Source organism: Bradyrhizobium sp. JYMT SZCCT0180 (assembly GCF_018130165.1).
Classification (GTDB): Bacteria; Pseudomonadota; Alphaproteobacteria; order Rhizobiales; family Xanthobacteraceae; genus Bradyrhizobium.
The window spans coordinates 102802-124630 of record NZ_JAFCLZ010000015.1; the positions used below are offsets into that span (position 1 = coordinate 102802).

A 21829-nucleotide genomic window follows, 5' to 3' on the forward strand; every position below is an offset into this window, starting at 1 on the left:
ACGATGGCATTGAAAACATACAATCCGACGACGCCGGGCCAGCGCCAGCTGGTGATGGTCGACCGTTCGGCGCTGTACAAGGGCAAGCCGGTCAAGGCGTTGACCGAGGGCAAGCAGAGCAATGGCGGCCGCAACAACACCGGCCGTATCACGGTTCGCTTTCGTGGCGGTGGCCACAAGAAGGCCTACCGGATGGTCGATTTCAAGCGCGACAAGGTCGACGTTTCAGCGACCGTCGAGCGCCTGGAATACGATCCGAACCGCACCGCGTTCATCGCGCTGATCAAGTATGCCGACGGCGAGCAGGCCTACATCCTGGCGCCGCAGCGGCTGGCCGCGGGCGACACCGTCGTTGCCGGCAACTATGTCGACGTGAAGCCCGGCAATGTCATGCCGCTCGGCAACATGCCGGTCGGCACGATCGTCCACAATATCGAGATGAAGATCGGCAAGGGCGGCCAGATCGCACGTTCCGCCGGCACCTATGCGCAGATCGTCGGCCGCGATCAGGACTACGTCATTCTGCGCCTGAACTCGGGCGAGCAGCGCCTGGTGCACGGCCGTTGCCGCGGCACCATCGGCGCGGTGTCGAACCCCGATCACATGAACATCTCGATCGGCAAGGCCGGCCGTACCCGCTGGCTCGGCTGGCGTCCGCATAACCGCGGCGTCGTCATGAACCCGATCGACCATCCGCACGGCGGCGGCGAAGGCCGCACCTCGGGCGGCCGCCACCCGGTGACCCCGTGGGGCAAGCCGACCAAGGGCAAGAAGACCCGTTCGAATAAGTCGACCAACAGATTCATCCTCCTAAGCCGCCACAAGCGGAAGAAGTAAGGAACGCCGGACATGGTTCGTTCAGTCTGGAAAGGCCCGTTCGTCGAGGGTTCTCTGCTCAAGAAAGCAGATGCCGCGCGCGCGTCCGGCCGTCACGACGTCATCAAGATCTGGAGCCGCCGCTCGACCATCCTGCCGCAGTTCGTCGGCCTGGTCTTCGGTGTCTACAACGGCCAGAAGCATGTGCCGGTATCGGTCAACGAGGAAATGGTGGGTCACAAGTTCGGTGAATTCTCGCCGACCCGTACCTTCCATGGCCATTCTGGCGACAAGAAAGCCAAGAAGGCTTGAGGAATAAGCGATGAGCAAACCAAAGCGCGAAAGAGTGCTCGCGGATAACGAGGCCAAGGCTGTGGCCCGGATGCTGCGCGTGAGCCCGCAGAAGCTTAATCTTGTCGCGCAGCTGATCCGCGGCCGGAAGGCGTCTGCGGCACTGGCCGACCTGCAGTTCTCGCGCAAGCGGATCGCGGTCGACGTCAAGAAGTGCCTGGAATCGGCGATCGCGAACGCCGAGAACAACCACGACCTCGAGGTCGACGATCTGGTCGTCGCCGAGGCCCATGTCGGCAACGGCATCGTGATGAAGCGCTTTTCGCCGCGCGGCCGTGGCCGTTCGGGTCGTATCTACAAACCGTTCTCGCACCTGACCATCGTGGTTCGTCAGGTCGAGGCCGAGGCTGGCGCTTAAGGGCGCGGGAGAAGACGATGGGTCAAAAAATCAATCCAATCGGACTGCGTCTCGGCATCAACCGTACGTGGGATTCCCGTTGGTTCGCCGGCAAGAACGAGTACGGCAAGCTGCTGCATGAGGACGTGCGGATCCGTGAGATCCTGCACAAGGAACTCAAGCAGGCAGCCGTCGCCCGTATCGTGATCGAGCGTCCGCACAAGAAGTGCCGCGTGACGATCCATTCGGCGCGCCCGGGCGTCGTCATCGGCAAGAAGGGCGCCGACATCGACAAGCTGCGCAAGCGGGTTGCCGACATCACGGCTTCCGACGTCGTCATCAACATCGTCGAAATCCGCAAGCCCGAACTCGACGCCACCCTGGTCGCCGAATCGATCGCCCAGCAGCTCGAGCGCCGCGTCGCATTCCGCCGCGCCATGAAGCGCGCGGTGCAGTCGGCGATGCGTCTTGGCGCCGAAGGCATTCGTATCAACTGCTCGGGCCGTCTCGGCGGCGCCGAAATCGCGCGTATGGAATGGTATCGCGAAGGTCGCGTTCCCTTGCACACGCTGCGCGCCGACGTCGATTACGGCGTGGCGACTGCGTTCACGACATTCGGTACCTGCGGCGTCAAGGTCTGGATCTTCAAAGGCGAGATCCTCGAGCACGATCCGATGGCCCAGGACAAGAAGATGGCCGAAGGCGACAATACCCGTCCGCGTCGCGACGCTGCTTGAGACATTAGAGAAGGTTTGAGGGCGTAAGCCATGATGCAACCAAAGAAAACGAAGTTCCGGAAGGCGCATAAGGGCCGTATCCACGGCGTTGCGACTTCGGGCGCGACGTTGTCGTTCGGACAGTTCGGCCTGAAGGCGATGGCGCCCGAGCGCATCACCGCCCGTCAGATCGAAGCCGCACGCCGCGCGCTGACCCGTCACATGAAGCGCGCCGGCCGCGTCTGGATCCGCGTGTTTCCGGACCTGCCGGTGTCGAAGAAGCCTGCCGAAGTCCGCATGGGCTCGGGCAAGGGTACGCCGGAATTGTGGGTGGCCCGCGTCAAGCCCGGCCGCGTGATTTTCGAGATCGACGGCGTCACGGTGCAGACCGCAAAGGAAGCGCTCTCGCTCGCCGCCGCCAAGCTGCCGATCAAGACGCGCTTCGTCGCGCGCATTGCGGAGTAACATTCATGGCCGAGATGAAAACCGCCGACATTCGCGCGATGAGCGACGATCAGAGGGAGGACGCCGTCCTCAACCTGAAGAAAGAGCGTTTCAACCTGCGTTTCCAGCGCGCCACCGGGCAGCTGGAAAACACCACGCGGCTGCGTGAAGCCCGCCGCGATATCGCCCGCATCAAGACCATCGCCGCGCAAGCGCGCGCGAAGAAGAAGTAAGAGGCCGGATATGCCGAAACGAACCCTTCAAGGCGTGGTCGTGAGCGACAAGCAAGCCAAGACGATCGTGGTGCGCGTCGACCGCCGCTTCACCCACCCGATCTACAAGAAGACGATCCGCCGCTCCAAGAACTATCACGCGCACGACGAGAACAACGAGTTCAAGCCGGGCGACATGGTGTGGATCGAGGAGAGCAAGCCGATCTCGAAGTTGAAGCGCTGGACGGTTGTCCGGGGCGAACAGAAGAAAACGGCCTGAAGCAGGTCGGGCTTAGATAGCCTGACTGGTTTTGGGAAATTTTAAGCGCGTTTCAGCGCATCAGAAAGAGGACGAGGTGCATCAATGATTCAGATGCAGACCAACCTCGACGTGGCCGATAATTCAGGCGCACGCCGTGTCATGTGCATCAAGGTGCTTGGGGGCTCCAAGCGCCGCTATGCCACCGTGGGCGATGTTATCGTTGTGTCGATCAAGGAAGCGATTCCGCGCGGCAAGGTGAAGAAGGGCGACGTGATGAAGGCTGTCGTGGTGCGGGTCCGCAAGGACATCCGCCGCGCCGACGGCTCGGTCATCCGCTTCGACCGCAACGCCGCCGTGCTGATCAACAATCAGTCGGAGCCGGTCGGCACCCGTATCTTCGGGCCCGTGCCGCGCGAGCTGCGCGCCAAGAACCACATGAAGATCATTTCACTTGCGCCGGAGGTGCTGTGATGGCTGCCAAGATCCGCAAGGGTGACAAGGTCATCGTGCTGAACGGCCGCGACAAGGGCCGTACCGGCGAAGTATTCGAGGTCCGTCCGGACGAGAACAAGGCTCTCGTGCGCGGCGTCAATTTGGTGAAGCGTCACCAGAAGCAGACCCAGTCCCAGGAAGGCGGCATCATCTCCAAGGAGGCGCCGATCCACCTGTCCAACATCGCGTATGTCGGCAAGGACGGCAAACCGACCCGCGTGGGCTTCAAGATTCAGGCTGATGGCAAGAAGGTACGCATTGCCAAGAGCTCGGGAGCAGAGATCGATGGCTGAAACCGCTTATGTGCCGCGCCTGCGCGTGGAGTATGACAAGAGCATCCGCAGCAAGCTGACTGAACAGTTCGGCTATGCCAACGTCATGCAGGTGCCGCGTCTTGACAAGGTCGTCCTCAACATGGGCGTCGGCGATGCCGTCAACGACCGCAAAAAGGCCGAGACTGCGGCTGGCGACCTGTCGCTGATCGCCGGCCAGAAGGCGATCGTGACCTATTCGCGCGTCGCGATCGCGACCTTCAAGCTGCGTGAAAACCAGCCGATCGGCTGCAAGGTCACGCTGCGCAAGGCCAAGATGTACGAGTTCATCGACCGCCTGGTGAACGTGGCGCTGCCGCGCGTGCGCGACTTCCGCGGCCTCAATCCGAAGAGCTTCGACGGCCGCGGCAATTATTCGCTCGGCCTCAAGGAGCACATCATTTTCCCCGAAATCGACTTCGACAAGGTTTCGGAAGCCCGCGGCATGGACATCACGGTTTGCACCACGGCGCAGACCGACGACGAGGCGCGTGCCTTGTTGACCGCTTTCAATTTCCCGTTCCGGCAGTGAGACGCAGTTAAAGCCTCTCAAACGCGGAAACCCAGGAGCCAAGCATGGCAAAGAAGAGTTCAATCGAGAAGAACAACCGGCGCAAGCGGATGACCAAGAACGCCGCCCCCCAGCGCGCGAAGCTGAAGGCGATCATCGCCGACAAGACCAAGCCGATGGAAGAGCGCTTCGCGGCGACGCTGAAGCTTGCCGAGATGCCGCGCAACTCGTCGGCGACGCGCATCCGCAACCGCTGCGAGCTGACCGGCCGTCCGCGTTCCGTCTATCGCAAGAACAAGCTCAGCCGCATCGCGCTGCGTGAACTCGGCTCCAAGGGCCTGGTTCCCGGGCTCGTGAAGTCGAGCTGGTAAGGAGGGTCGTCAGATGTCAACGCACGATCCGATCAGCGATCTCATCACCCGCATCCGCAACGCGCAGATGCGCTCGAAGTCCAAGGTTTCGACCCCGGGCTCGAAGATGCGCGCCAACGTTCTCGAAGTGCTGAAGTCCGAGGGCTACATCCGCGGCTATGCCAGCGTCGAACATGCTTCCGGCCGCAGCGAGCTCGAGATCGAGCTGAAGTATTTCGACGGCGAGCCGGTCATTCGCGAAATCGAGCGGGTGTCGAAGCCCGGCCGTCGGGTTTACGCTTCGGTGAAGAACCTGCCGCGCGTGAACAACGGTCTCGGTATTTCGGTCTTGTCGACGCCGAAGGGAATCATGGCTGACCACGACGCGCGTGACGCGAATGTGGGCGGCGAAGTTCTCTTCACGGTGTTCTGAGGAAGGATTTTAGCATGTCACGTGTTGGCAAACGGCCCGTGCCGATCCCGTCCGGTGTGACGGCGACGGTCGAAGGGCAGACCGTCAAGATGAAGGGGCCCAAGGGCCAGCTTCAGTTCGTCGTGCATGACGACGTCGAGGTGAAGTTCGAGGACGGCGCGGTCAAGGTCGCGCCGAAGCTCGAAACCAACCGGGCGCAGGCCATGTACGGCACCGCGCGCGCCCAGGTCGCAAACCTGGTCGAGGGCGTCACCAAGGGTTTCGAGAAGAAGCTCGAGATCACCGGCGTCGGCTACCGCGCCGCGCTGCAGGGCAAGAACCTGCAGCTCGCGCTCGGCTACAGCCACGACGTCGTCTACGCGATCCCGGATGGCATCACCATCGCGGTGCCGAAGCCGACCGAGATCACGATCACGGGCAATGATTCCCAGCGCGTCGGCCAGGTTGCGGCCGAGATCCGCGCCTATCGCCCGCCGGAGCCCTACAAGGGCAAGGGCGTGAAGTACGCCAACGAATTCATCTTCCGCAAGGAAGGCAAGAAGAAGTAACGGAGCCGGCCATGTCACTGAAAGTTACAAATGCCCGGCGCAAGCAGCGTGTGAGGAATTCACTGCGCCGCTCCGCCAATGGACGTCCGCGTCTGTCGGTGTTCCGCTCGTCGAAGCACATCTATGCCCAGGTCATCGACGACCTGAAGGGCGAGACGCTGGCTTCCGCGTCGTCGCTGGAAAAGACGATGCGCGAGAGCGGCAACACGGGCGCCAACATCGATGCGGCCAAGGCCGTCGGCAAGCTGCTGGCGGAACGCGCCGTGCAGAAGGGCGTCAAGGAAGTGATATTCGATCGCGGTCAGTATCTGTATCACGGGCGCGTCAAGGCGCTCGCTGATGCGGCCCGCGAAAGCGGATTGAGCTTCTAACAACCGGTTTTGAACCAAGATTAAGGACAGGGGCGTTAGGCTCCCTGAGATTGGAAAACACCATGGCAGGTGAACGCGAACGCGGCGGACGCGAACGGAGCAGGGATCGCGAAGAGCGCGACAGCGAGTTCGTCGACAAGCTGGTCCACATCAATCGCGTGGCGAAGGTCGTCAAGGGCGGCAAGCGCTTCGGCTTTGCGGCACTGGTCGTGATCGGCGACCAGAAGGGTCGGGTCGGTTTCGGTCACGGCAAGGCGCGCGAAGTTCCCGAGGCGATCCGCAAGGCGACGGAATCGGCGAAGCGTAACCTGACGCGCGTTGCTCTGCGCGAAGGCCGCACGCTGCATCACGATATCGCCGGCCGTCACGGTGCGGGCCGCGTCTATCTGCGCGCAGCCCCCGCCGGTACCGGCATCATCGCGGGCGGTCCGATGCGCGCGGTGTTCGAAACGCTCGGCATCCAGGACGTGGTGGCGAAGTCGATCGGCTCGTCGAACCCCTACAACATGGTTCGCGCAACCTTCGACGCGCTGAAGCATCAGGATTCGCCGCGTTCGGTGGCGGCACGCCGCAACATCAAGGTGTCCACGCTGCAGTCGCGCCGCGTCGGTGGCGATGCCGAAGTGGTGGCTGAATAAACAATCAGGCGCAGTTTCCCGCGCCGTTCGGAGTCAAGACGATGGCCAAGGCCGCAAAGATGATCAAGGTCGAGCAGACTGGCAGCGCAATCCGCCGCCACCACTCGCAGCGTGCGACGCTGATCGGCCTCAAGCTCAACAAGATTGGCCGGGTTTCCGAGCTGCAGGATACGCCTGAAGTTCGCGGCATGATCAGCAAGGTTCAACATCTCGTCCGCGTCGTCGGCGAGTAAGCAAGACAGGGAGGAGCATGATCCCGAAAAGTGGGGACCGGTTTTCGGTCAAGATCATGCTCCATAGATAAGGGAATTTCGCGATGAAGCTCAGCGATATCGCCGACAACGCCGGCTCGCGCAAGAAGCGCATGCGCGTCGGCCGTGGCATCGGTTCAGGCAAGGGCAAGACTTCGGGCCGCGGCGGCAAGGGCCAGACCGCGCGTTCGGGCGTGCGCATCAAGGGCTTCGAGGGCGGCCAGATGCCGCTGCATCGGCGCCTGCCGAAGCGCGGCTTCAACAACATCTTCAAGCTCGACTTCGCCGAGATCAATCTCGACCGCCTGCAGGACGCGATCGATGCCAAGCTGGTCGACGTCAAGGAAACCATCACCGCCGAATCGCTGGTGAAGGCAGGCGTGCTGCGCCGCGCCAAGGACGGCCTGCGTCTGCTCGGCCGCGGTGAAATCAAGGCCAAGCTCGCCATCGAGGTGCATGGCGCCTCGAAATCCGCGATCGCGGCGGTCGAAAAGGCCGGCGGTACGGTGAAGGTTCTGGCTCCGGCCAAGAAGGAAGAAGGCGAGGCGGCGTAACATCTGCGTCATTGCCCGCCGAGCGCGGGCAATCCGCCGATTGAACGATGGACTTATCGAAGCCGAGCACCAAATAATGTCCGGCGTCTGCCGATGGCCCCATCAGGGGCTAGAGGCGTGAGGGACGGCGGGAGAAAGCCTAGACATGGTCTCAGCAGCAGAACAACTTGCGGCAAACCTCAATTTCTCTGCGCTCGGCAAAGCCGACGAACTGAAGAAGCGCATCTGGTTCACACTGGGTGCGCTGCTTGTTTATCGGCTCGGCACCTATATCCCGCTGCCCGGCATCGATCCCGCGGCCTGGGAGCAGGTGTTCAAGTCGCAGGCCGGCGGTATCCTCGGCATGTTCAACATGTTCGCCGGCGGCGGTATCAACCGCATGGCGATCTTCGCCCTGAACATCATGCCGTATATCTCGGCGTCCATCATCATCCAGCTTCTGACCACGGTTTCGCCGCAGCTCGAGGCGCTGAAGAAGGAAGGCGAGGCCGGCCGCAAGACGCTGAACCAGTATACCCGCTATCTCACGGTGATCCTCGCCGCGTTCCAATCCTACGGTATCGCCGTCGGCCTGCAGGGCGCCGGCAACGTCGTCAGCGAGCCCGGGCCGTTCTTCCTGATCTCGACCGCGATCACGCTGACCGGCGGCACCATGTTCCTGATGTGGCTCGGCGAGCAAATTACCTCGCGCGGCATCGGCAACGGTATTTCGCTGATCATCCTGGCCGGCATCGTCGCCGAGTTGCCCTCGGCGCTCGCCAACATGCTCGAACTCGGCCGTCAGGGTGCGCTGTCGACCGCCCTGATCCTGGTCGTGATCGTGATGGCGGTCGTCGTGATCGCCTTCATCGTGTTCATGGAACGCGCGCAGCGGCGGCTCCTGATCCAGTATCCGAAGCGCCAGGTCGGCAACAAGATGTTCGAGGGCCAGTCCTCGCATCTGCCGCTCAAGCTCAACACCTCGGGCGTGATCCCGCCGATCTTTGCCTCGTCGCTGCTGTTGCTGCCGACCACGGTTGCCAACTTCAACGCCGGCAAGGGGCCGGAGTGGTTCCAGTGGCTCAACACCCAGCTCAGCCACGGCCGTCCGCTGTTCCTGTTCTGTTATCTCGCGCTGATCGTGTTCTTCGCGTTCTTCTATACCGCGATCGTGTTCAATCCGACCGAGACCGCGGACAATCTGAAGAAGCATGGCGGCTTCATCCCCGGCATCCGTCCGGGCGAGCGTACCGCCGAATATATCGACTACGTGCTGTCGCGCGTGACGGTGCTCGGCGCGATCTATCTCGCCATCGTCTGCCTGATTCCCGAAGTTCTGATCTCCTACGCCGCGGTGCCGTTCTACTTTGGCGGAACCTCGCTTCTGATCGTCGTTAGCGTGACGATGGATACGGTGGCGCAGGTGCAGGGCTATCTGCTCGCCCATCAGTATGAAGGGCTGATCCGCAAGTCCAAGCTCAAGGGCCGCCGTCGATGAAGTCTGAGCTGCCGCGCCGGATCGCGATCACGATCGGCGCGCTGCTCATCTTCCGGCTCGGCAGTCATGTCCCGCTTGCGGGCCTCTCGCCACAGATGCAGGCCGGCCTGCTGCTTTCATCGCACGCTGCCGCCCGCATTTCGATTTTCGCGCTCTTCATCATTCCCTATCTGAGTGTCGCGATCGTCATGCAGCTTGTCGCCGTGGTGTGGGGCAGGCTGAGCGCGCTCGAACGATCGGGTGAGGCGGGCCGGCGCAAGATTGCCCGCGTCACGCTGATCCTGACGCTGCTGCTTGCGACATTCCAGGCCTTCGGCGTCGCGTCCGGTCTTCAGGACGTTCCCGGCCTCGTCACCGAGCCCGGCGGCTGGTTCCTGCTATCGGCCACGGCAACGTTGGTAGGCGGTGTGTTCTTCCTGGTCTGGCTCAGCGAACAAATCACCCGCCACGGGATCGGCAACGGGCTCGCGCTGCTTCTGTTCGTCGGCATCATCGTTTCGCTTCCGGCGGATATTTCCGCCACCTTCGAACTGCTGAGGCAGGGCGCGATCTCCGGCAGCCTTCTGCTGCTGCTGGCGATCCTCGCGGTCGCGGGCGTCGCCGTCATCGTCCTCGTCGAAGGCGCGCGGCGGAACGTGCCGGTGCAATATGCCGCGCGCCAGGCAGGGACGCGCCTGCTTCCGGCACGCGCCTCGGTGCTGCCGATCAAGATCAACAGCGCCGGGTTCCTGATCCCGGCCACCGTGACGCCGTGGATATTCTATCTTCCGCTGGCGCTTGCGACCCTGGCCTTCGGCCAGACTCCGACGCTCGCCGCCGCCTTCGACCACATCCAGTTCGCCCGGCCGGTCCACATGATCCTCGGATCCATTGCGGTCTTCGTGCTGGCTTTCATCTATACCGCCTATGTGCTTGATCCCGCGCGCATCGCCGAAGTCTTGCACAAGCGGGGCGGCGCGATTACAGACGTGGCGCCGGGCGAACCCACCGCCGACCATCTCGATCGTGTCGTGACGTTGACGACCTTCATCGGAGCCGTTTACCTCGTGGCCGTGTCGCTGATTCCGGAAGCCCTGGTGGCTTACGGTGAGCTGCCCTTTCTTTTTGGTGGTGGGTCGGCGCTGATTGTGGTTTGCACTATCCTTGATATCAAAACGCAGGTGCGCGGGCATTCGCTCACCAAGCCGGGGGGCGAATTGTCATGAGATTGATCCTTTTGGGGCCGCCGGGTGCGGGCAAGGGGACCCAGGCGCAACGGCTGGTCCACAAACACGACCTGGTCCAGCTCTCCACCGGCGAGATGCTGCGCGCTGCGGTGGCCGCCCAGACGCCGGTCGGTCTGCAGGCCAAGGACATCATGGCGAGCGGGTCGCTGGTGCCGGATGAGATCGTGATCGGGATCATCTCCGACCGCCTCGACCAGCCCGACATGAAGAACGGGTTCATCCTCGACGGCTTTCCCCGCACGGTGCCGCAGGCCGCAGCCCTCGATGAACTGCTGAAGAAGAAGCACATCAAGCTCGACGCTGTGATCGAGCTGCGCGTCAACGAGAGCGCGCTGCTCGACCGCGTCGAGAGTCGCGTCGCCGAGATGCGGGCGAGGGGCGAGGAAGTGCGAATCGACGACACCCCGGAGGTGCTGTCGAAGCGGCTGGCGAGCTACCGGACCCTGACCGAGCCGCTGATTCACTACTATTCGGAGCGGCGGAAGCTGCTCACGGTCGACGGCATGATGACCATCGAGCACGTCACCCGGGAAATTAACCGGATCCTGTCCGCGATCGGCGCGGTGGAACCCAAAGCTTCAAAGGCAGCTGCACCGGCCAAACAGGCCAAGGCAGGCGCCAGGAAGACCGCCAAGCCGGCGGGCAAAAAAGCTGCCAAAACCGCCGGGAAGGCCGCCAAACCCGCTCCAAAGGCCGCCAAAACGGCTTCCAAAGGGGTAAAAAAGGCCAAAAAGGCGACCAGGAAAACTGTCAAGAAAACGGCCAAAAAGGTGGTCAAGAAGCCCGCCAAAAAGGCCGCGAAAAAGGTCACGAAAAAGCGAGCTAAACGATAGAGACGGTTGACGAAACCGAGTTGAATCCTTTAATAAGCCCCGCATCCAAGTCGGATAGTTTCAGACGATGCCGGGCCCCAAAGAATCTGAGGGGACGGGCGTCGTGTTCGCGTTTGCGGACACCTGCCCGAGTTAGCAAGAACATAGCCCGGTCCGCGAGGGATCGGTGACAGGAGAGAAGTCCGTGGCCCGTATTGCCGGCGTGAATATCCCGACCAACAAGCGCGTCTTGATCGCGCTCCAGTACATCCATGGCATCGGCCAGAAGAACGCGGCCGAGATCATCGAGAAGGTGAAGATTCCCGTTGAGCGCCGCGTCAGCCAGCTCAGCGACCAGGAAGTTCTGCAGATCCGCGAAGTCATCGACCGCGACTATCTGGTCGAGGGCGATCTTCGTCGTGAAGTCGGCATCAACATCAAGCGTCTGATGGACCTCGGCTGCTATCGCGGCCTGCGTCATCGTCGCGGCCTGCCGGTGCGCGGCCAGCGCACCCACACCAATGCGCGCACGCGCAAGGGCCCGGCCAAGTCGATTGCCGGCAAGAAGAAATAAGCTCGCGAACAGCTGACGCGAGGCGGCGAATTTCCATTCGCTCCTCACCGTCTGCTTTTCGCGTTTTAGGTGTAGCCGCTGGCACTACGGCGGCGTTTGAGATCACAGGAAAGGTTTTGGAATGGGCAAGGAAGCCACCCGCATACGCCGCCGCGAACGCAAGAACATCGCCTCCGGCATCGCGCATGTGAATTCGTCGTTCAACAACACGACCATCACGATCACCGACGCGCAGGGCAACACCATTGCCTGGTCGTCGGCCGGCACGATGGGCTTCAAGGGTTCGCGCAAGTCGACCCCCTATGCCGCGCAGGTCGCGGCCGAAGACGTTTCCAAGAAGGCGCAGGAACACGGCATGCGCACGCTGGAAGTGGAAGTTGCAGGCCCCGGTTCGGGCCGTGAGTCGGCGCTTCGCGCGCTGCAGGCGGCGGGCTTCACCGTCACATCGATTCGCGACGTGACGACGATCCCGCACAATGGTTGCCGTCCGCGCAAGCGCCGGCGCGTTTGATGTTTTGGTCGCGGGTGGATTTTTCCGCCGCGCGATTGCCTTGGAATTTCGACAGCCGCGGGCTGATCCGCGATCTCCAACGTCAGTTGCGGGCACGACTGGCCCAAAGGACTGACACATGGGTGACACAGTGACGATCCAGAAAAATTGGCAAGAACTTATCCGACCGAACAAGCTGCAGGTAACGCCGGGCACCGATGCGGCCCGGTTTGCGACCGTTGTTGCGGAACCCCTCGAGCGCGGCTTCGGCCAGACCCTCGGTAACGCGCTGCGTCGCATCCTGCTGTCGTCGCTGCAGGGTGCAGCGGTGCAGTCGGTGCACATCGACGGTGTGCTGCACGAGTTCTCCTCGATCGCGGGCGTTCGCGAGGACGTCACCGACATCGTGCTCAACATCAAGGACATCTCGATCAAGATGCAGGGCGAAGGCCCCAAGCGCATGGTCGTGAAGAAGCAGGGCCCGGGCGTTGTCACCGCCGGCGACATCCAGACCGTCGGCGACGTCGTGGTGCTCAATCCCGACCTGCAGATCTGCACGCTGGACGAGGGCGCTGAAATCCGCATGGAATTCACGGTCGCTGCCGGCAAGGGCTATGTCGCCGCCGAGCGTAACCGCCCCGAGGACGCGCCGATCGGCCTGATCCCGGTCGACAGCCTGTTCTCGCCGGTCCGCAAGGTCTCCTACAAGGTCGAGAACACCCGCGAGGGCCAGATCCTCGACTACGACAAACTGACCATGACGATCGAAACCAATGGTGCGATCACGCCGGAAGATTCGGTGGCCTATGCTGCCCGCATCCTGCAGGACCAGCTCAACGTGTTCGTGAACTTCGAAGAGCCGCGCAAGGAAGTGGCGCAGGAGATCATCCCCGATCTCGCGTTCAACCCGGCGTTCCTCAAGAAGGTCGACGAACTGGAGTTGTCGGTGCGTTCGGCAAACTGCCTGAAGAACGACAACATCGTCTACATCGGCGACCTCGTGCAGAAGTCGGAAGCGGAAATGCTCCGTACCCCGAACTTCGGCCGCAAGTCGCTGAACGAGATCAAGGAAGTGCTGGCCCAGATGGGTCTGCATCTCGGCATGGAAGTGCCGGGCTGGCCGCCGGAGAACATCGACGAGCTCGCCAAGCGCTTCGAAGACCACTATTGAGACTTAGTCATTCCGGGGCGATGCGTCAGCATCGAACCCGGAATCTCGAGATTCCGGATCGCCGCTTCGCGACGTCCGGAATGACAGGGCGAACGCAGGCGGCCCACCTGAGCAACAAGTCCGACGAACCGTCGCGACAGAATAAGTATTGAGGAATTCAACATGCGTCACGGCAAGGTTCACCGGAAGCTCAACCGCACCGCCGAGCATCGCAAAGCGATGTTCGCCAACATGTGCGCAGCGCTGATCAAGCACGAGCAGATCGTCACCACGCTGCCGAAGGCCAAGGAATTGCGCCCGATCGTCGAGAAGCTGGTCACGCTCGGCAAGAAGGGCGGTCTCGCGATGCGCCGCCAGGCGATCTCCGAAATGCGCGACAAGGATCAGGTTCGCAAGCTGTTCGACGTGCTGGCGTCCCGCTACAAGGACCGCCAGGGCGGCTACACCCGCATCATCAAGGCCGGCTTCCGCTACGGCGACAACGCGCCGATGGCCGTGATCGAATTCGTCGACCGCGACGTCGACGCCAAGGGCAAGGACTCCGGCCCGGTGCAGGAAAAGTCCGCCGAAGCGGCGTAAGGTTTTCCGAAAATCAGTTTCCAAAAGCGGCGCTTCGGCGCCGCTTTTTTTTGGCATCACCTGCAGGTGACCAGCGATTGCGGCCGCGTCCACGGCTTCCGATATCTCCATCGTCAACCATGGAGATATCCAGTGAACATCGATCTTTCGGGAAAAACCGCGCTGGTGACGGGCTCGACCGCCGGCATCGGACACGCTATCGCCAAGAGCCTCGCCGCGACCGGCGCCAGCGTGGTCGTCAATGGACGATCGCAAGCCAAGGTCGATGCCGCGTCAGCTGCAATCACCAAGGCCGTTCCCGGCGCCAAGGTCCGCGGTGTGGCCGCCGATGTATCGACCGTCGCGGGATGCAAGGCGCTGCTGGCCGCGCTGCCCAGCGTCGACATCCTGATCAACAATGCCGGGATATTCGAGCCCAAGGGCTTCTTCGATATTCCCGACGAGGACTGGAGCCGCTTCTACGAGGTCAACGTGATGTCGGGCGTGCGGCTGTCGCGCGCCTATATGCCGGGCATGTTGACGCGCAATTGGGGCCGCATCGTTTTCATTTCCTCGGAATCCGGGCTGAACATTCCAAAGGAGATGATCCATTACGGCATGACCAAGACCGCGCAGCTCGCGGTCGCGCGGGGCCTTGCGGAACTGACCCGCGGTACCGCGGTGACGGTCAACTCGGTATTGCCGGGGCCGACGATGTCGGAGGGCGTCGAGACCTTCGTCAGGGATCTGGCCAAGCAGAATGGCCAGTCGGTGGAAGAGGCAGCTTCCAGCTTCGTGAAACAGCATCGCCCGACCTCGCTGCTGCAGCGCTTTGCCAGCGTTCAGGAGATCGCCAACATGGCGGTCTATGTCAGCTCGAAGGAAGCCTCCGCCACCAACGGCGCCGCGCTCCGTGTCGAAGGCGGGATCGTGCAAACCATCGCGTGAGGCGGTGCCGGCGCGTGTGCACGGTGCGGCGTCGCATATCCGACTAGCGCGAACTGCCCAAGACAAAAAGGGCCGCCATTTCGGGCGGCCCTTTTTAGTGCAACTACCAGCGGCGGTAGTAAGCGCGATGGTACCGTGGACCGTAATAGCGCGGACCGTAGGCGTAGACCGGACGATATACGCGGCGAACATAGGGACCGCCATAGTAGCCGCCGTAGTAGGCCGGTGCGTAACCACCACCATAATAGGCGGGCGCGTACCCGCCGCCGTAATACGCTGGCGCATAGCCGCCGCCATAGTACCCGTAGCCTGGGCCGTAATACCCGTAGCCTGGACCGTAGGCGTAAGCGTTCGACGCAATTCCGCCGATCACCGCGCCGGCGATCAATCCGCCAGCGATCCCCGGGAAAAATCCGCCGCCGCGCCAGCGCGCTTCCGCGGGCGAGGGTGCCGCGATCGCCGTCAAGCCCAGGACCGCCGCGGCGGTCAGAGCCAATACTGCCTTCCTCATGGGCCACTCCCTTCCAAAAATCACACGCAATCCAAACATTCTAGGTCGAAGTTCGTTGCTTACCCAAGGACTTCCAGTGAGTTTGCGCGCGGATTTAATATTGATGAACGTTTGTTCAGCGCGGCCGATCCACCGCCTTGGCGAGGATCGTCGATTTCTTCGGGCATTGGAACTCAACGCTCCGTGAAATTACATTCTGTCGCAGGTGCGAAATGACAGGGTAGCCGCCCAAAGTTCGTAGGGCGGGCAAAGCGACTTGTCCGGTGTAGCTCGAAGAGCGAGGGCGGCGGCGTGCCCACCATTCACGACAACGGTTCGGATAGATGGTGGGCACGGCGCTGGTGCGCCTTTGCCCACCCTACGCAATCTCGAACTACCAACCTTCCAGCACGATCTTGCCGCGCGACTTGCCGCTCTCCAGAAGCGCATGCGCGCGTTTGAGGTTGGCGGCGTTGATGCTGCCAAAGGTCTGGTCGAGCGTGGTGCGCAGCACGCCCTTGTCGATGAGGTCGGCAACGTCGTTCAGCAGCATATGCTGTGCGATCATGTCCGGCGTCTGGAACGACGAGCGCGTGAACATCGATTCCCAGTGCACCGAGATCGCCTTGCCCTTGAACGCGCTCATGGTGAATTCCGGGGGATCGTCGATCAGGCCGAACTTTCCCTGCGGCGCCATCAGGTCGGCGATTCCCTTGTAGTGCTGATCGGTGTAAGTGAGGCTGGCGACGAGGCCAACCGGCGGCACTTTCAGCTGCTCGATTTGCTCCTTCATCGGCTTGCCGTGATCGATCACGGCATGCGCGCCGAGATCGAGGCACCACTTTTTCGACTCCGGCCGGGTCGCGGTGGCAACCACGGTGAGGCCGGTGAGGCGGCGTGCGAGCTGGATCAGGATCGAGCCGACGCCCCCGGCGCCGCCGGTAATCAACAGCGTACGCGGATCGACGCTCTTGCCCGGCACCGCGCCGAGCCGGTCGAACAACAACTCCCAGGCGGTGATCGAGGTCAGTGGTAGCGCTGCGGCCTGCGCGTAGGAGAGCGATTTCGGCTTCTTGCCGACGATGCGTTCGTCGACCAGATGGAATTCCGAGTTGGTGCCCTGGCGCAGGATCGAGCCGGCGTAGAACACTTCATCGCCTGGCCTGAACAGCGTCACGTCAGGCCCGACCGCATCAACGACACCGGCCGCGTCATAGCCCAAAATCTTGGTCTCGCCTTCGGTCGGCGCGGCGCGCTTGCGCACCTTGTAATCGACCGGATTGGCCGAGATCGCCTTCACGGCGACGCGGACGTCGCGGCCTTTCGGCTCCGGCTTGGCGGTCTCGAAATCGATCAGCGAATTCGCGTCCTCGATCGGGAGCGATTTTTGGTATCCGACGGCCTTCATGGCTGTTGTCTCCTGTCAGTTCTGTGCGATTGAGCCTACCTGTCGCGCTGGCGTCAATTTGGCAAGTACTGTAAAATCGGGGAACTAGTCCCTGTTTGGATACTATTGGAAAATAACGCATGAAAAGGCGGAATTTTGCTCATCGGCCCGGCTGCTCGGTGGAAGCCACCCTCGATCTGATCGACGGCAAGTGGAAGGGCGTGATCCTGTTCCATCTGCAGGCCGGTACCCAGCGATTTGGGGAGTTGCGGCGGCGGATGCCCGGCATTACCCAGCGCATGCTGACCAAGCAGCTGCGCGCGCTGGAGGATGACAAACTGGTGGTCCGCAAGGTCTATGCCGAGGTGCCGCCGCGGGTCGAGTATACCCTCTCGGAGCTCGGCGAGAGCCTGCGCCCCGTGATCGATACGCTGAAGGCGTGGGGGGAGAGCCATCGGGACCGGCTGTCCTGTGGACCTGCGTCGGAAACCATCGAAACGCCTGATCGCGCAGCGTAGTTGTGTACCGCTTTGTCTTCTCTCGTTGCCGCCCCGCATCTATATCTGACGCACCAAATTACGGGATTTCCTGCATGTTGATTCCCTCTCTTGCCCTGCTACTGGTTTCCGCGATCGTTGCCACGCCGGCGCTGGCGCAGGACCGCCGCGTGCCGTCGTCGGGAGCCGAGCTGCGGCTATCCTTTGCGCCGATCGTGCAGCGGGTGCAGCCGGCGGTGGTCAACGTCTATGCCGCCAAGACCGTGCAGAACCGCAATCCCTTGCTGGACGATCCGATCTTCCGCCGCTTCTTCGGCGTACCCGGCCAGCAGCCCGAGCAGATGCAGCGTTCGCTGGGTTCGGGCGTGATGGTCGACGCCTCCGGTCTCGTCGTCACCAACAACCACGTCATCGAGGGCGCCGATCAGGTCAAGATATCGCTGGCCGACAAGCGCGAATTCGAAGCCGAGATCGTGCTGAAAGACAGCCGCACCGATCTCGCCGTGCTGCGCATCAAGGACTCCAAGGAGAAGTTCACGACGATCGACTTTGCCAATTCCGATGAATTGCTGGTCGGCGACGTCGTGCTCGCGATCGGCAATCCCTTTGGCGTCGGCCAGACCGTGACGCAAGGCATCATCTCGGCGCTGGCGCGCACGCAAGTAGGCATCACCGACTACCAGTTCTTCATTCAGACCGATGCCGCGATCAACCCCGGCAATTCCGGCGGCGCGCTGGTCGACATGACCGGCAAGCTTGCCGGCATCAACACCGCGATTTTCTCGCGCTCCGGCGGCTCGCAGGGCATCGGCTTTGCGATTCCCGCCAACATGGTGCGCGTGGTCGTGGCCTCCGCCAAGAGCGGCGGCAAGGCGGTGAAGCGCCCGTATCTCGGCGCCAGGTTGCAGGCGGTGACGCCCGAGATCGCGGAGACGCTGGGGCTCAAATCGCCGACCGGTGCGCTGGTCGCTAACGTCGCGGCGAACAGCCCGGCAGCGCGCGCCGGACTGAAACTGTCCGACCTGATTACCTCGATCGACGGACAGGTGATCGACGATCCCAACGCGTTCGACTATCGCTTCGCCACCCGTCCATTGGGTGGTTCGGCGCAGATCGACGTGCAGCGCGCCGGCAAGACCGTGAAGCTGACGGTGCCATTGGAAACTGCGCCCGATACCAATCGCGATGAGATCGTGCTGACCGCGCGCTCGCCGTTCCAGGGCGCGAAGGTCGCCAACATCTCGCCGGCGGTGGCTGATGAGCTGCGGCTCGACGCTTCGACCGAAGGCGTCGTCGTGATCGATCTCGCCGATGGCGGAACGGCCGCCGGCGTCGGCTTCCAGAAGGGCGACATCATCCTCGCGGTCAATAGCCAGAAGATCGCCAAGACCAGCGATCTCGACAAGGCGTCAAAGACCTCGGCACGGATCTGGCGCATCACGGTGGTGCGCGGCGGCCAGCAGATCAACGTGACGCTCGGCGGATGAGCCCGAAGCAGCCACGCGAAGCTGCCAACCTCTTTGCCGCGGCAGGGATGGAGCAGGACGCGCCACGTCCGCTGCCGGACCGGCTGCGCCCGCAGTCGCTGTCCGATGTCGTCGGCCAGGATCACATCCTCGGCCCCGACGGCGCGCTGACGCGGATGCTGGAAACGCGCACGCTGGGCTCGCTGGTGTTTTGGGGGCCACCCGGCACCGGCAAGACCACCGTGGCGCGGCTGCTTGCCGATGCCACCGAACTGCATTTCGAACAGATCTCCGCGGTTTTTTCCGGCGTCGCCGATCTGAAGAAAGTGTTCGATGCCGCGCGCGCCCGCCGCGAGACCGGCAAGGGCACGCTGCTGTTCGTCGACGAGGTGCATCGCTTCAACCGCGCGCAGCAGGATTCGTTTCTGCCCGTGATGGAAGACGGCACCGTGGTGCTGGTCGGCGCCACCACCGAAAACCCGTCGTTCGAACTCAACGCGGCGCTTCTCTCGCGAGCGCGCGTGCTGGTGTTTCATTCGCTCGATCCTGGGGCGGTGGAACAGCTCTACGCCCATGCCGAAAAGATCGAAGGCAAGAAGCTGCCGCTCGATGCCGAGGCCCGCGCCGTGCTGGTGCGGATGGCCGACGGCGACGGCCGCGCCGCGCTGACGCTGGCCGAAGAAGTCTGGCGCGCCGCGCGCAAGGGCGAAGTCTTCAACGCCGAGAAATTGCAGGACATCCTGCAGCGCCGCGCACCGATCTACGACAAATCCGCCGACGGCCACTACAATTTGATCTCGGCGCTGCATAAGGCGGTGCGCGGCTCCGATCCGGATGCGGCGCTGTATTATCTCGCGCGCATGATGGATGCCGGCGAGGATCCGCTGTTTCTGGCGCGACGGGTGGTGCGCATGGCGGTGGAGGACATTGGCCTTGCCGATCCGCAGGCGCTGGTGATCTGCAACGCCGCGAAGGATGCCTATGATTTCCTCGGCCATCCCGAGGGCGAACTGGCGATTGCGCAGGCCGTGATCTATCTGGCCACTGCGCCGAAATCGAACGCCGCCTACAAGGCCTTTGGCGCCGCGATGCGCACGGCGAAGGAGGGCGGTTCGCTGCTGCCGCCAAAACACATTCTCAACTCGCCGACCAAGCTGATGAAGTCGGAAGGCTACGGTTCCGGTTACGAATACGACCACGATGTGCCCGATGCGTTTTCCGGCCAGGACTATTTCCCGGAAGCGCTGGGACGCCAGACATTTTATGATCCGCCCGACCGCGGCTTCGAGCGCGAAATCCGCAAGCGGCTGGATTATTGGGCGAAGCTGCGGCGCGAGCGCGGCGGGGGAAGTGCTGAATGATGGGTCTGATGTGCCGTGGCTTGTTCGCTTTCGGGTGCGCGCTTCTTGCGGTGGGGTTTGCGCATTCCGCGTCGGCTGACACCGTGGAAGTTGCACCGGGGATACAGGTGACGAAGCGTACCTATGCGGCCCCGAGCAAGGAACAGCCGTTCTTTGGCTTTGAAGCCAAGACCGCGGCGCAACGGGAGGAGGACGACAAGTTCGTCAAGGCACTGGTGCAGGCAGCCGGGACCAAAGAGAAGGCCCTCGACGAAGTGGTCAAGCGTGGTTGGCGGGCGCTTGGATCGGGCAAGTACCCCGAAGCTGCACTGCGATTCAACCAGGCCTATCTCGTGGCTCCCGAACAGAGCGTCGTCTATCACGGCCTGGCGGCGATAGCGCAAATCCGCTTCAAGGATCTCGAATACGCCGAAGAGCTGTTCCGGATTGCGCAGAAGCAGCCCAATCCGTTGAAGATGTTGAATGCTGACTACGGGCGGGTGCTGCTGGTCGCCAAGCGTCCGAAGGAGGCGCAGCCGGTGCTGGAGCAGGCGGTCAAGGACACGCCGGACTTCGGCGACGCCTGGATCAATCTCGCCCACGCCCGCCTGCAAAATGGCGACCGCGACGCCGCCTGCGCGGCGGCTGATGTGGCGATGAAACAGCGTCCGTCGTCCAATGCGGCCGTCGATCTCAACAAGTTGAGGAATGACGCGCAGTGCAAGTGAGATCCATCACTTCCCCGTCTTCACAAATTCCAGAATTTCGTCGGTCAGCCGCGTATCTGACGTGTTGATCGCGTAGACCTCCGACATGTGGCTGTGCTGCGGCAGCATGAAGGTGCGCGCGCACCCCTCGGCGCTTTTGCAGGTGGCCTGTTTCAGCAATTCGTATTGCTCGATGAAGCGCGGTGGATCGAGTTCGGCGGCAGTGGCCATCAATGGTATTTTTGTTTCCAGCAAGCCTCGCAGCGAAGATCGTTCGGCATAGCGCGAGGGATCGGAACCGAAATAGGTGATCTCGGCGTCGCCGACCGGCGATGCCGTCAGGTCGTAGATGCCGGAGACCATGATTGCGCCCGCAAGCCCGCCGCCCTTCACCTTGTGAAGCTCGGGATGCGATACGTAGTTGGCGACATGCACCGCGCCCGCGGATTGCCCCATCAGGAAGATACGCGCCGGATCGCCGCCACGCTCGCGGATTTTCTCGCTCACCCATTGCACCACCGACGCAAGGTCTTCGGCGCTGGCCGGATACACGAATTGCGGCGCCAGGCGGTAGGTGGCGTTGACGCCGACGAAGCCGTTCTTCACCGCCCACAGCATGATGTTGTCGTAAAAGGGGCTGCCGGGATTGCGCTTGTTGCCGGCAACGAAGCCGCCGCCGTGGATGAAGATCAGCACCGGTCGGGCGGATGAATTGGTGTCCGGCGTAAACACGTCGAGCAGATGCCGATCCGCCGGGCCGTATTTGACGTCGCGCTCGGTCTTGATGCCCTCGTAGGGCTCCTTTTGCTGCATTGGCGCGTAGAGCGCGGCGGTCTTGGGCGGGTCGATGGTGCGCCCGAGCTCCAGCAGCTTCCACGCCAGATCTTCGGACATCGCCGGCTGCTGTGCGGGGGCTGAACCCGCCCAGATGGCTGCGGTCACGGCCAGGAACATCTTCACGGCCCATGTCGTCGATTTCATCCCGCAACTCCCGTTTGCTTCCAAACCATGATCCGGCCGCTGGCTGTCTGGCCGCCGACCAGGCGGACAAGCTTCCGCACGCGACCCGCCACACCACTATCAGGTGGA

General features: G+C 62.6%; 32 protein-coding genes. 29 read left to right on the top strand and 3 right to left on the bottom strand.

Translation table 11 applies throughout. From position 1 onward, the window contains the following. The first annotated feature begins 3 nt into the window (after positions 1-3). The 25 genes from rplB to JQ641_RS22495 all read left to right on the top strand — a co-directional run bounded on the left by rplB (position 4) and on the right by JQ641_RS22495 (position 14853). On the top strand, positions 4-837 hold the full coding sequence (gene rplB, locus JQ641_RS22375) for a 50S ribosomal protein L2 (protein ID WP_211998086.1): 834 nt from the start codon (positions 4-6) through the stop codon (positions 835-837). Positions 838-849: 12 nt separating this feature from the next. Beyond that, on the top strand, positions 850-1128 hold the full coding sequence (gene rpsS / locus JQ641_RS22380) for a 30S ribosomal protein S19 (protein WP_027536815.1): 279 nt from the start codon (positions 850-852) through the stop codon (positions 1126-1128). 10 nt (positions 1129-1138) lie between these two features. Next, the gene (gene rplV / locus JQ641_RS22385) at positions 1139-1525 is read left to right on the top strand and encodes a 50S ribosomal protein L22 (RefSeq protein ID WP_192733864.1); all 387 of its coding nucleotides are present in this window, start codon (positions 1139-1141) and stop codon (positions 1523-1525) included. 17 nt (positions 1526-1542) lie between these two features. Then, the gene (gene rpsC, locus JQ641_RS22390; protein WP_192733863.1) at positions 1543-2241 is read left to right on the top strand and encodes a 30S ribosomal protein S3; all 699 of its coding nucleotides are present in this window, start codon (positions 1543-1545) and stop codon (positions 2239-2241) included. A 30-nt stretch (positions 2242-2271) separates the two neighbouring features. Then, the gene (gene rplP, locus JQ641_RS22395) at positions 2272-2685 is read left to right on the top strand and encodes a 50S ribosomal protein L16 (protein WP_025588649.1); all 414 of its coding nucleotides are present in this window, start codon (positions 2272-2274) and stop codon (positions 2683-2685) included. Positions 2686-2690: 5 nt separating this feature from the next. Next, entirely contained in the window at positions 2691-2897 is a 207-nt protein-coding gene (gene rpmC / locus JQ641_RS22400; protein WP_192733862.1) for a 50S ribosomal protein L29, read from the top strand. Between the two features lie 10 nt (positions 2898-2907). Beyond that, positions 2908-3156: a 30S ribosomal protein S17 gene (rpsQ, locus tag JQ641_RS22405; RefSeq protein WP_192733861.1), complete on the top strand. Its 249-nt coding sequence runs from the start codon at positions 2908-2910 to the stop codon at positions 3154-3156. Between the two features lie 84 nt (positions 3157-3240). Beyond that, positions 3241-3609 (top strand): 50S ribosomal protein L14, encoded by a 369-nt coding sequence (rplN, locus tag JQ641_RS22410; protein WP_011473865.1) that lies wholly within the window; start codon positions 3241-3243, stop codon positions 3607-3609. After that, on the top strand, positions 3609-3923 hold the full coding sequence (gene rplX / locus JQ641_RS22415) for a 50S ribosomal protein L24 (protein WP_192733860.1): 315 nt from the start codon (positions 3609-3611) through the stop codon (positions 3921-3923). Before rplN ends, rplX begins: the two co-directional genes overlap by 1 nt. Then, on the top strand, positions 3916-4473 hold the full coding sequence (rplE, locus tag JQ641_RS22420; RefSeq protein ID WP_192733859.1) for a 50S ribosomal protein L5: 558 nt from the start codon (positions 3916-3918) through the stop codon (positions 4471-4473). Before rplX ends, rplE begins: the two co-directional genes overlap by 8 nt. Before the next feature lie 44 nt (positions 4474-4517). Next, entirely contained in the window at positions 4518-4823 is a 306-nt protein-coding gene (gene rpsN / locus JQ641_RS22425; protein WP_192733858.1) for a 30S ribosomal protein S14, read from the top strand. 13 nt (positions 4824-4836) lie between these two features. Beyond that, the gene (gene rpsH, locus JQ641_RS22430; RefSeq protein WP_211998087.1) at positions 4837-5235 is read left to right on the top strand and encodes a 30S ribosomal protein S8; all 399 of its coding nucleotides are present in this window, start codon (positions 4837-4839) and stop codon (positions 5233-5235) included. A gap of 14 nt (positions 5236-5249) precedes the next feature. Then, on the top strand, positions 5250-5783 hold the full coding sequence (rplF, locus tag JQ641_RS22435) for a 50S ribosomal protein L6 (protein WP_192733856.1): 534 nt from the start codon (positions 5250-5252) through the stop codon (positions 5781-5783). A gap of 11 nt (positions 5784-5794) precedes the next feature. Beyond that, the gene (gene rplR, locus JQ641_RS22440) at positions 5795-6154 is read left to right on the top strand and encodes a 50S ribosomal protein L18 (protein WP_192733855.1); all 360 of its coding nucleotides are present in this window, start codon (positions 5795-5797) and stop codon (positions 6152-6154) included. Positions 6155-6216: 62 nt separating this feature from the next. Then, on the top strand, positions 6217-6792 hold the full coding sequence (rpsE, locus tag JQ641_RS22445) for a 30S ribosomal protein S5 (protein WP_028349043.1): 576 nt from the start codon (positions 6217-6219) through the stop codon (positions 6790-6792). 41 nt (positions 6793-6833) lie between these two features. Beyond that, positions 6834-7025, top strand: a complete 192-nt coding sequence (gene rpmD / locus JQ641_RS22450; RefSeq protein ID WP_192733854.1) for a 50S ribosomal protein L30 — start codon at positions 6834-6836, stop codon at positions 7023-7025. Positions 7026-7108: 83 nt separating this feature from the next. Continuing rightward, entirely contained in the window at positions 7109-7597 is a 489-nt protein-coding gene (gene rplO, locus JQ641_RS22455; RefSeq protein WP_211998088.1) for a 50S ribosomal protein L15, read from the top strand. A gap of 145 nt (positions 7598-7742) precedes the next feature. Beyond that, entirely contained in the window at positions 7743-9074 is a 1332-nt protein-coding gene (gene secY, locus JQ641_RS22460; protein WP_192733852.1) for a preprotein translocase subunit SecY, read from the top strand. Next, positions 9071-10279: a preprotein translocase subunit SecY gene (locus JQ641_RS22465; protein ID WP_211998089.1), complete on the top strand. Its 1209-nt coding sequence runs from the start codon at positions 9071-9073 to the stop codon at positions 10277-10279. Before secY ends, JQ641_RS22465 begins: the two co-directional genes overlap by 4 nt. Next, the gene (locus tag JQ641_RS22470; RefSeq protein WP_211998090.1) at positions 10276-11133 is read left to right on the top strand and encodes an adenylate kinase; all 858 of its coding nucleotides are present in this window, start codon (positions 10276-10278) and stop codon (positions 11131-11133) included. The genes JQ641_RS22465 and JQ641_RS22470 overlap by 4 nt, the downstream gene beginning before the upstream one ends. A 184-nt stretch (positions 11134-11317) precedes the next feature. Then, positions 11318-11686, top strand: a complete 369-nt coding sequence (gene rpsM, locus JQ641_RS22475; protein WP_211998091.1) for a 30S ribosomal protein S13 — start codon at positions 11318-11320, stop codon at positions 11684-11686. 121 nt (positions 11687-11807) lie between these two features. Next, entirely contained in the window at positions 11808-12197 is a 390-nt protein-coding gene (gene rpsK / locus JQ641_RS22480) for a 30S ribosomal protein S11 (RefSeq protein ID WP_192733848.1), read from the top strand. 118 nt (positions 12198-12315) lie between these two features. Next, on the top strand, positions 12316-13347 hold the full coding sequence (locus JQ641_RS22485) for a DNA-directed RNA polymerase subunit alpha (protein ID WP_192733847.1): 1032 nt from the start codon (positions 12316-12318) through the stop codon (positions 13345-13347). Positions 13348-13509: 162 nt separating this feature from the next. Next, positions 13510-13926 carry a 50S ribosomal protein L17 gene (gene rplQ / locus JQ641_RS22490; RefSeq protein WP_192733846.1) on the top strand — a complete coding sequence of 139 codons (417 nt, stop codon included), beginning with the start codon at positions 13510-13512 and terminating at the stop codon, positions 13924-13926. Positions 13927-14058: 132 nt separating this feature from the next. Further along, positions 14059-14853 carry an SDR family NAD(P)-dependent oxidoreductase gene (locus tag JQ641_RS22495; protein WP_211998092.1) on the top strand — a complete coding sequence of 265 codons (795 nt, stop codon included), beginning with the start codon at positions 14059-14061 and terminating at the stop codon, positions 14851-14853. Between the two features lie 103 nt (positions 14854-14956). On the opposite strand, the gene JQ641_RS22500 is transcribed toward JQ641_RS22495, so the two are convergent. Both JQ641_RS22500 and JQ641_RS22505 read right to left on the bottom strand, forming a co-directional pair. Beyond that, the gene (locus JQ641_RS22500; RefSeq protein ID WP_192733844.1) at positions 14957-15364 is read right to left on the bottom strand and encodes a hypothetical protein; all 408 of its coding nucleotides are present in this window, start codon (positions 15362-15364) and stop codon (positions 14957-14959) included. A gap of 373 nt (positions 15365-15737) precedes the next feature. Beyond that, on the bottom strand, positions 15738-16751 hold the full coding sequence (locus JQ641_RS22505; RefSeq protein WP_211998093.1) for a zinc-binding alcohol dehydrogenase family protein: 1014 nt from the start codon (positions 16749-16751) through the stop codon (positions 15738-15740). A gap of 119 nt (positions 16752-16870) precedes the next feature. Between JQ641_RS22505 and JQ641_RS22510 the strand changes: the two genes are divergently transcribed. From JQ641_RS22510 to JQ641_RS22525, 4 genes are all read left to right on the top strand, one after another. Beyond that, positions 16871-17248, top strand: a complete 378-nt coding sequence (locus JQ641_RS22510) for a winged helix-turn-helix transcriptional regulator (RefSeq protein WP_211998094.1) — start codon at positions 16871-16873, stop codon at positions 17246-17248. A 74-nt stretch (positions 17249-17322) separates the two neighbouring features. Further along, positions 17323-18714: a DegQ family serine endoprotease gene (locus JQ641_RS22515; protein WP_211998095.1), complete on the top strand. Its 1392-nt coding sequence runs from the start codon at positions 17323-17325 to the stop codon at positions 18712-18714. Then, entirely contained in the window at positions 18711-20054 is a 1344-nt protein-coding gene (locus JQ641_RS22520; RefSeq protein ID WP_211998096.1) for a replication-associated recombination protein A, read from the top strand. Before JQ641_RS22515 ends, JQ641_RS22520 begins: the two co-directional genes overlap by 4 nt. 107 nt (positions 20055-20161) lie before the next feature. After that, on the top strand, positions 20162-20761 hold the full coding sequence (locus JQ641_RS22525) for a tetratricopeptide repeat protein (RefSeq protein WP_349628603.1): 600 nt from the start codon (positions 20162-20164) through the stop codon (positions 20759-20761). Positions 20762-20767: 6 nt separating this feature from the next. Here JQ641_RS22525 and JQ641_RS22530 read toward each other — a convergent pair whose 3' ends face one another. After that, entirely contained in the window at positions 20768-21694 is a 927-nt protein-coding gene (locus JQ641_RS22530) for an alpha/beta hydrolase (RefSeq protein WP_249150618.1), read from the bottom strand. Positions 21695-21829: the final 135 nt, after the last annotated feature.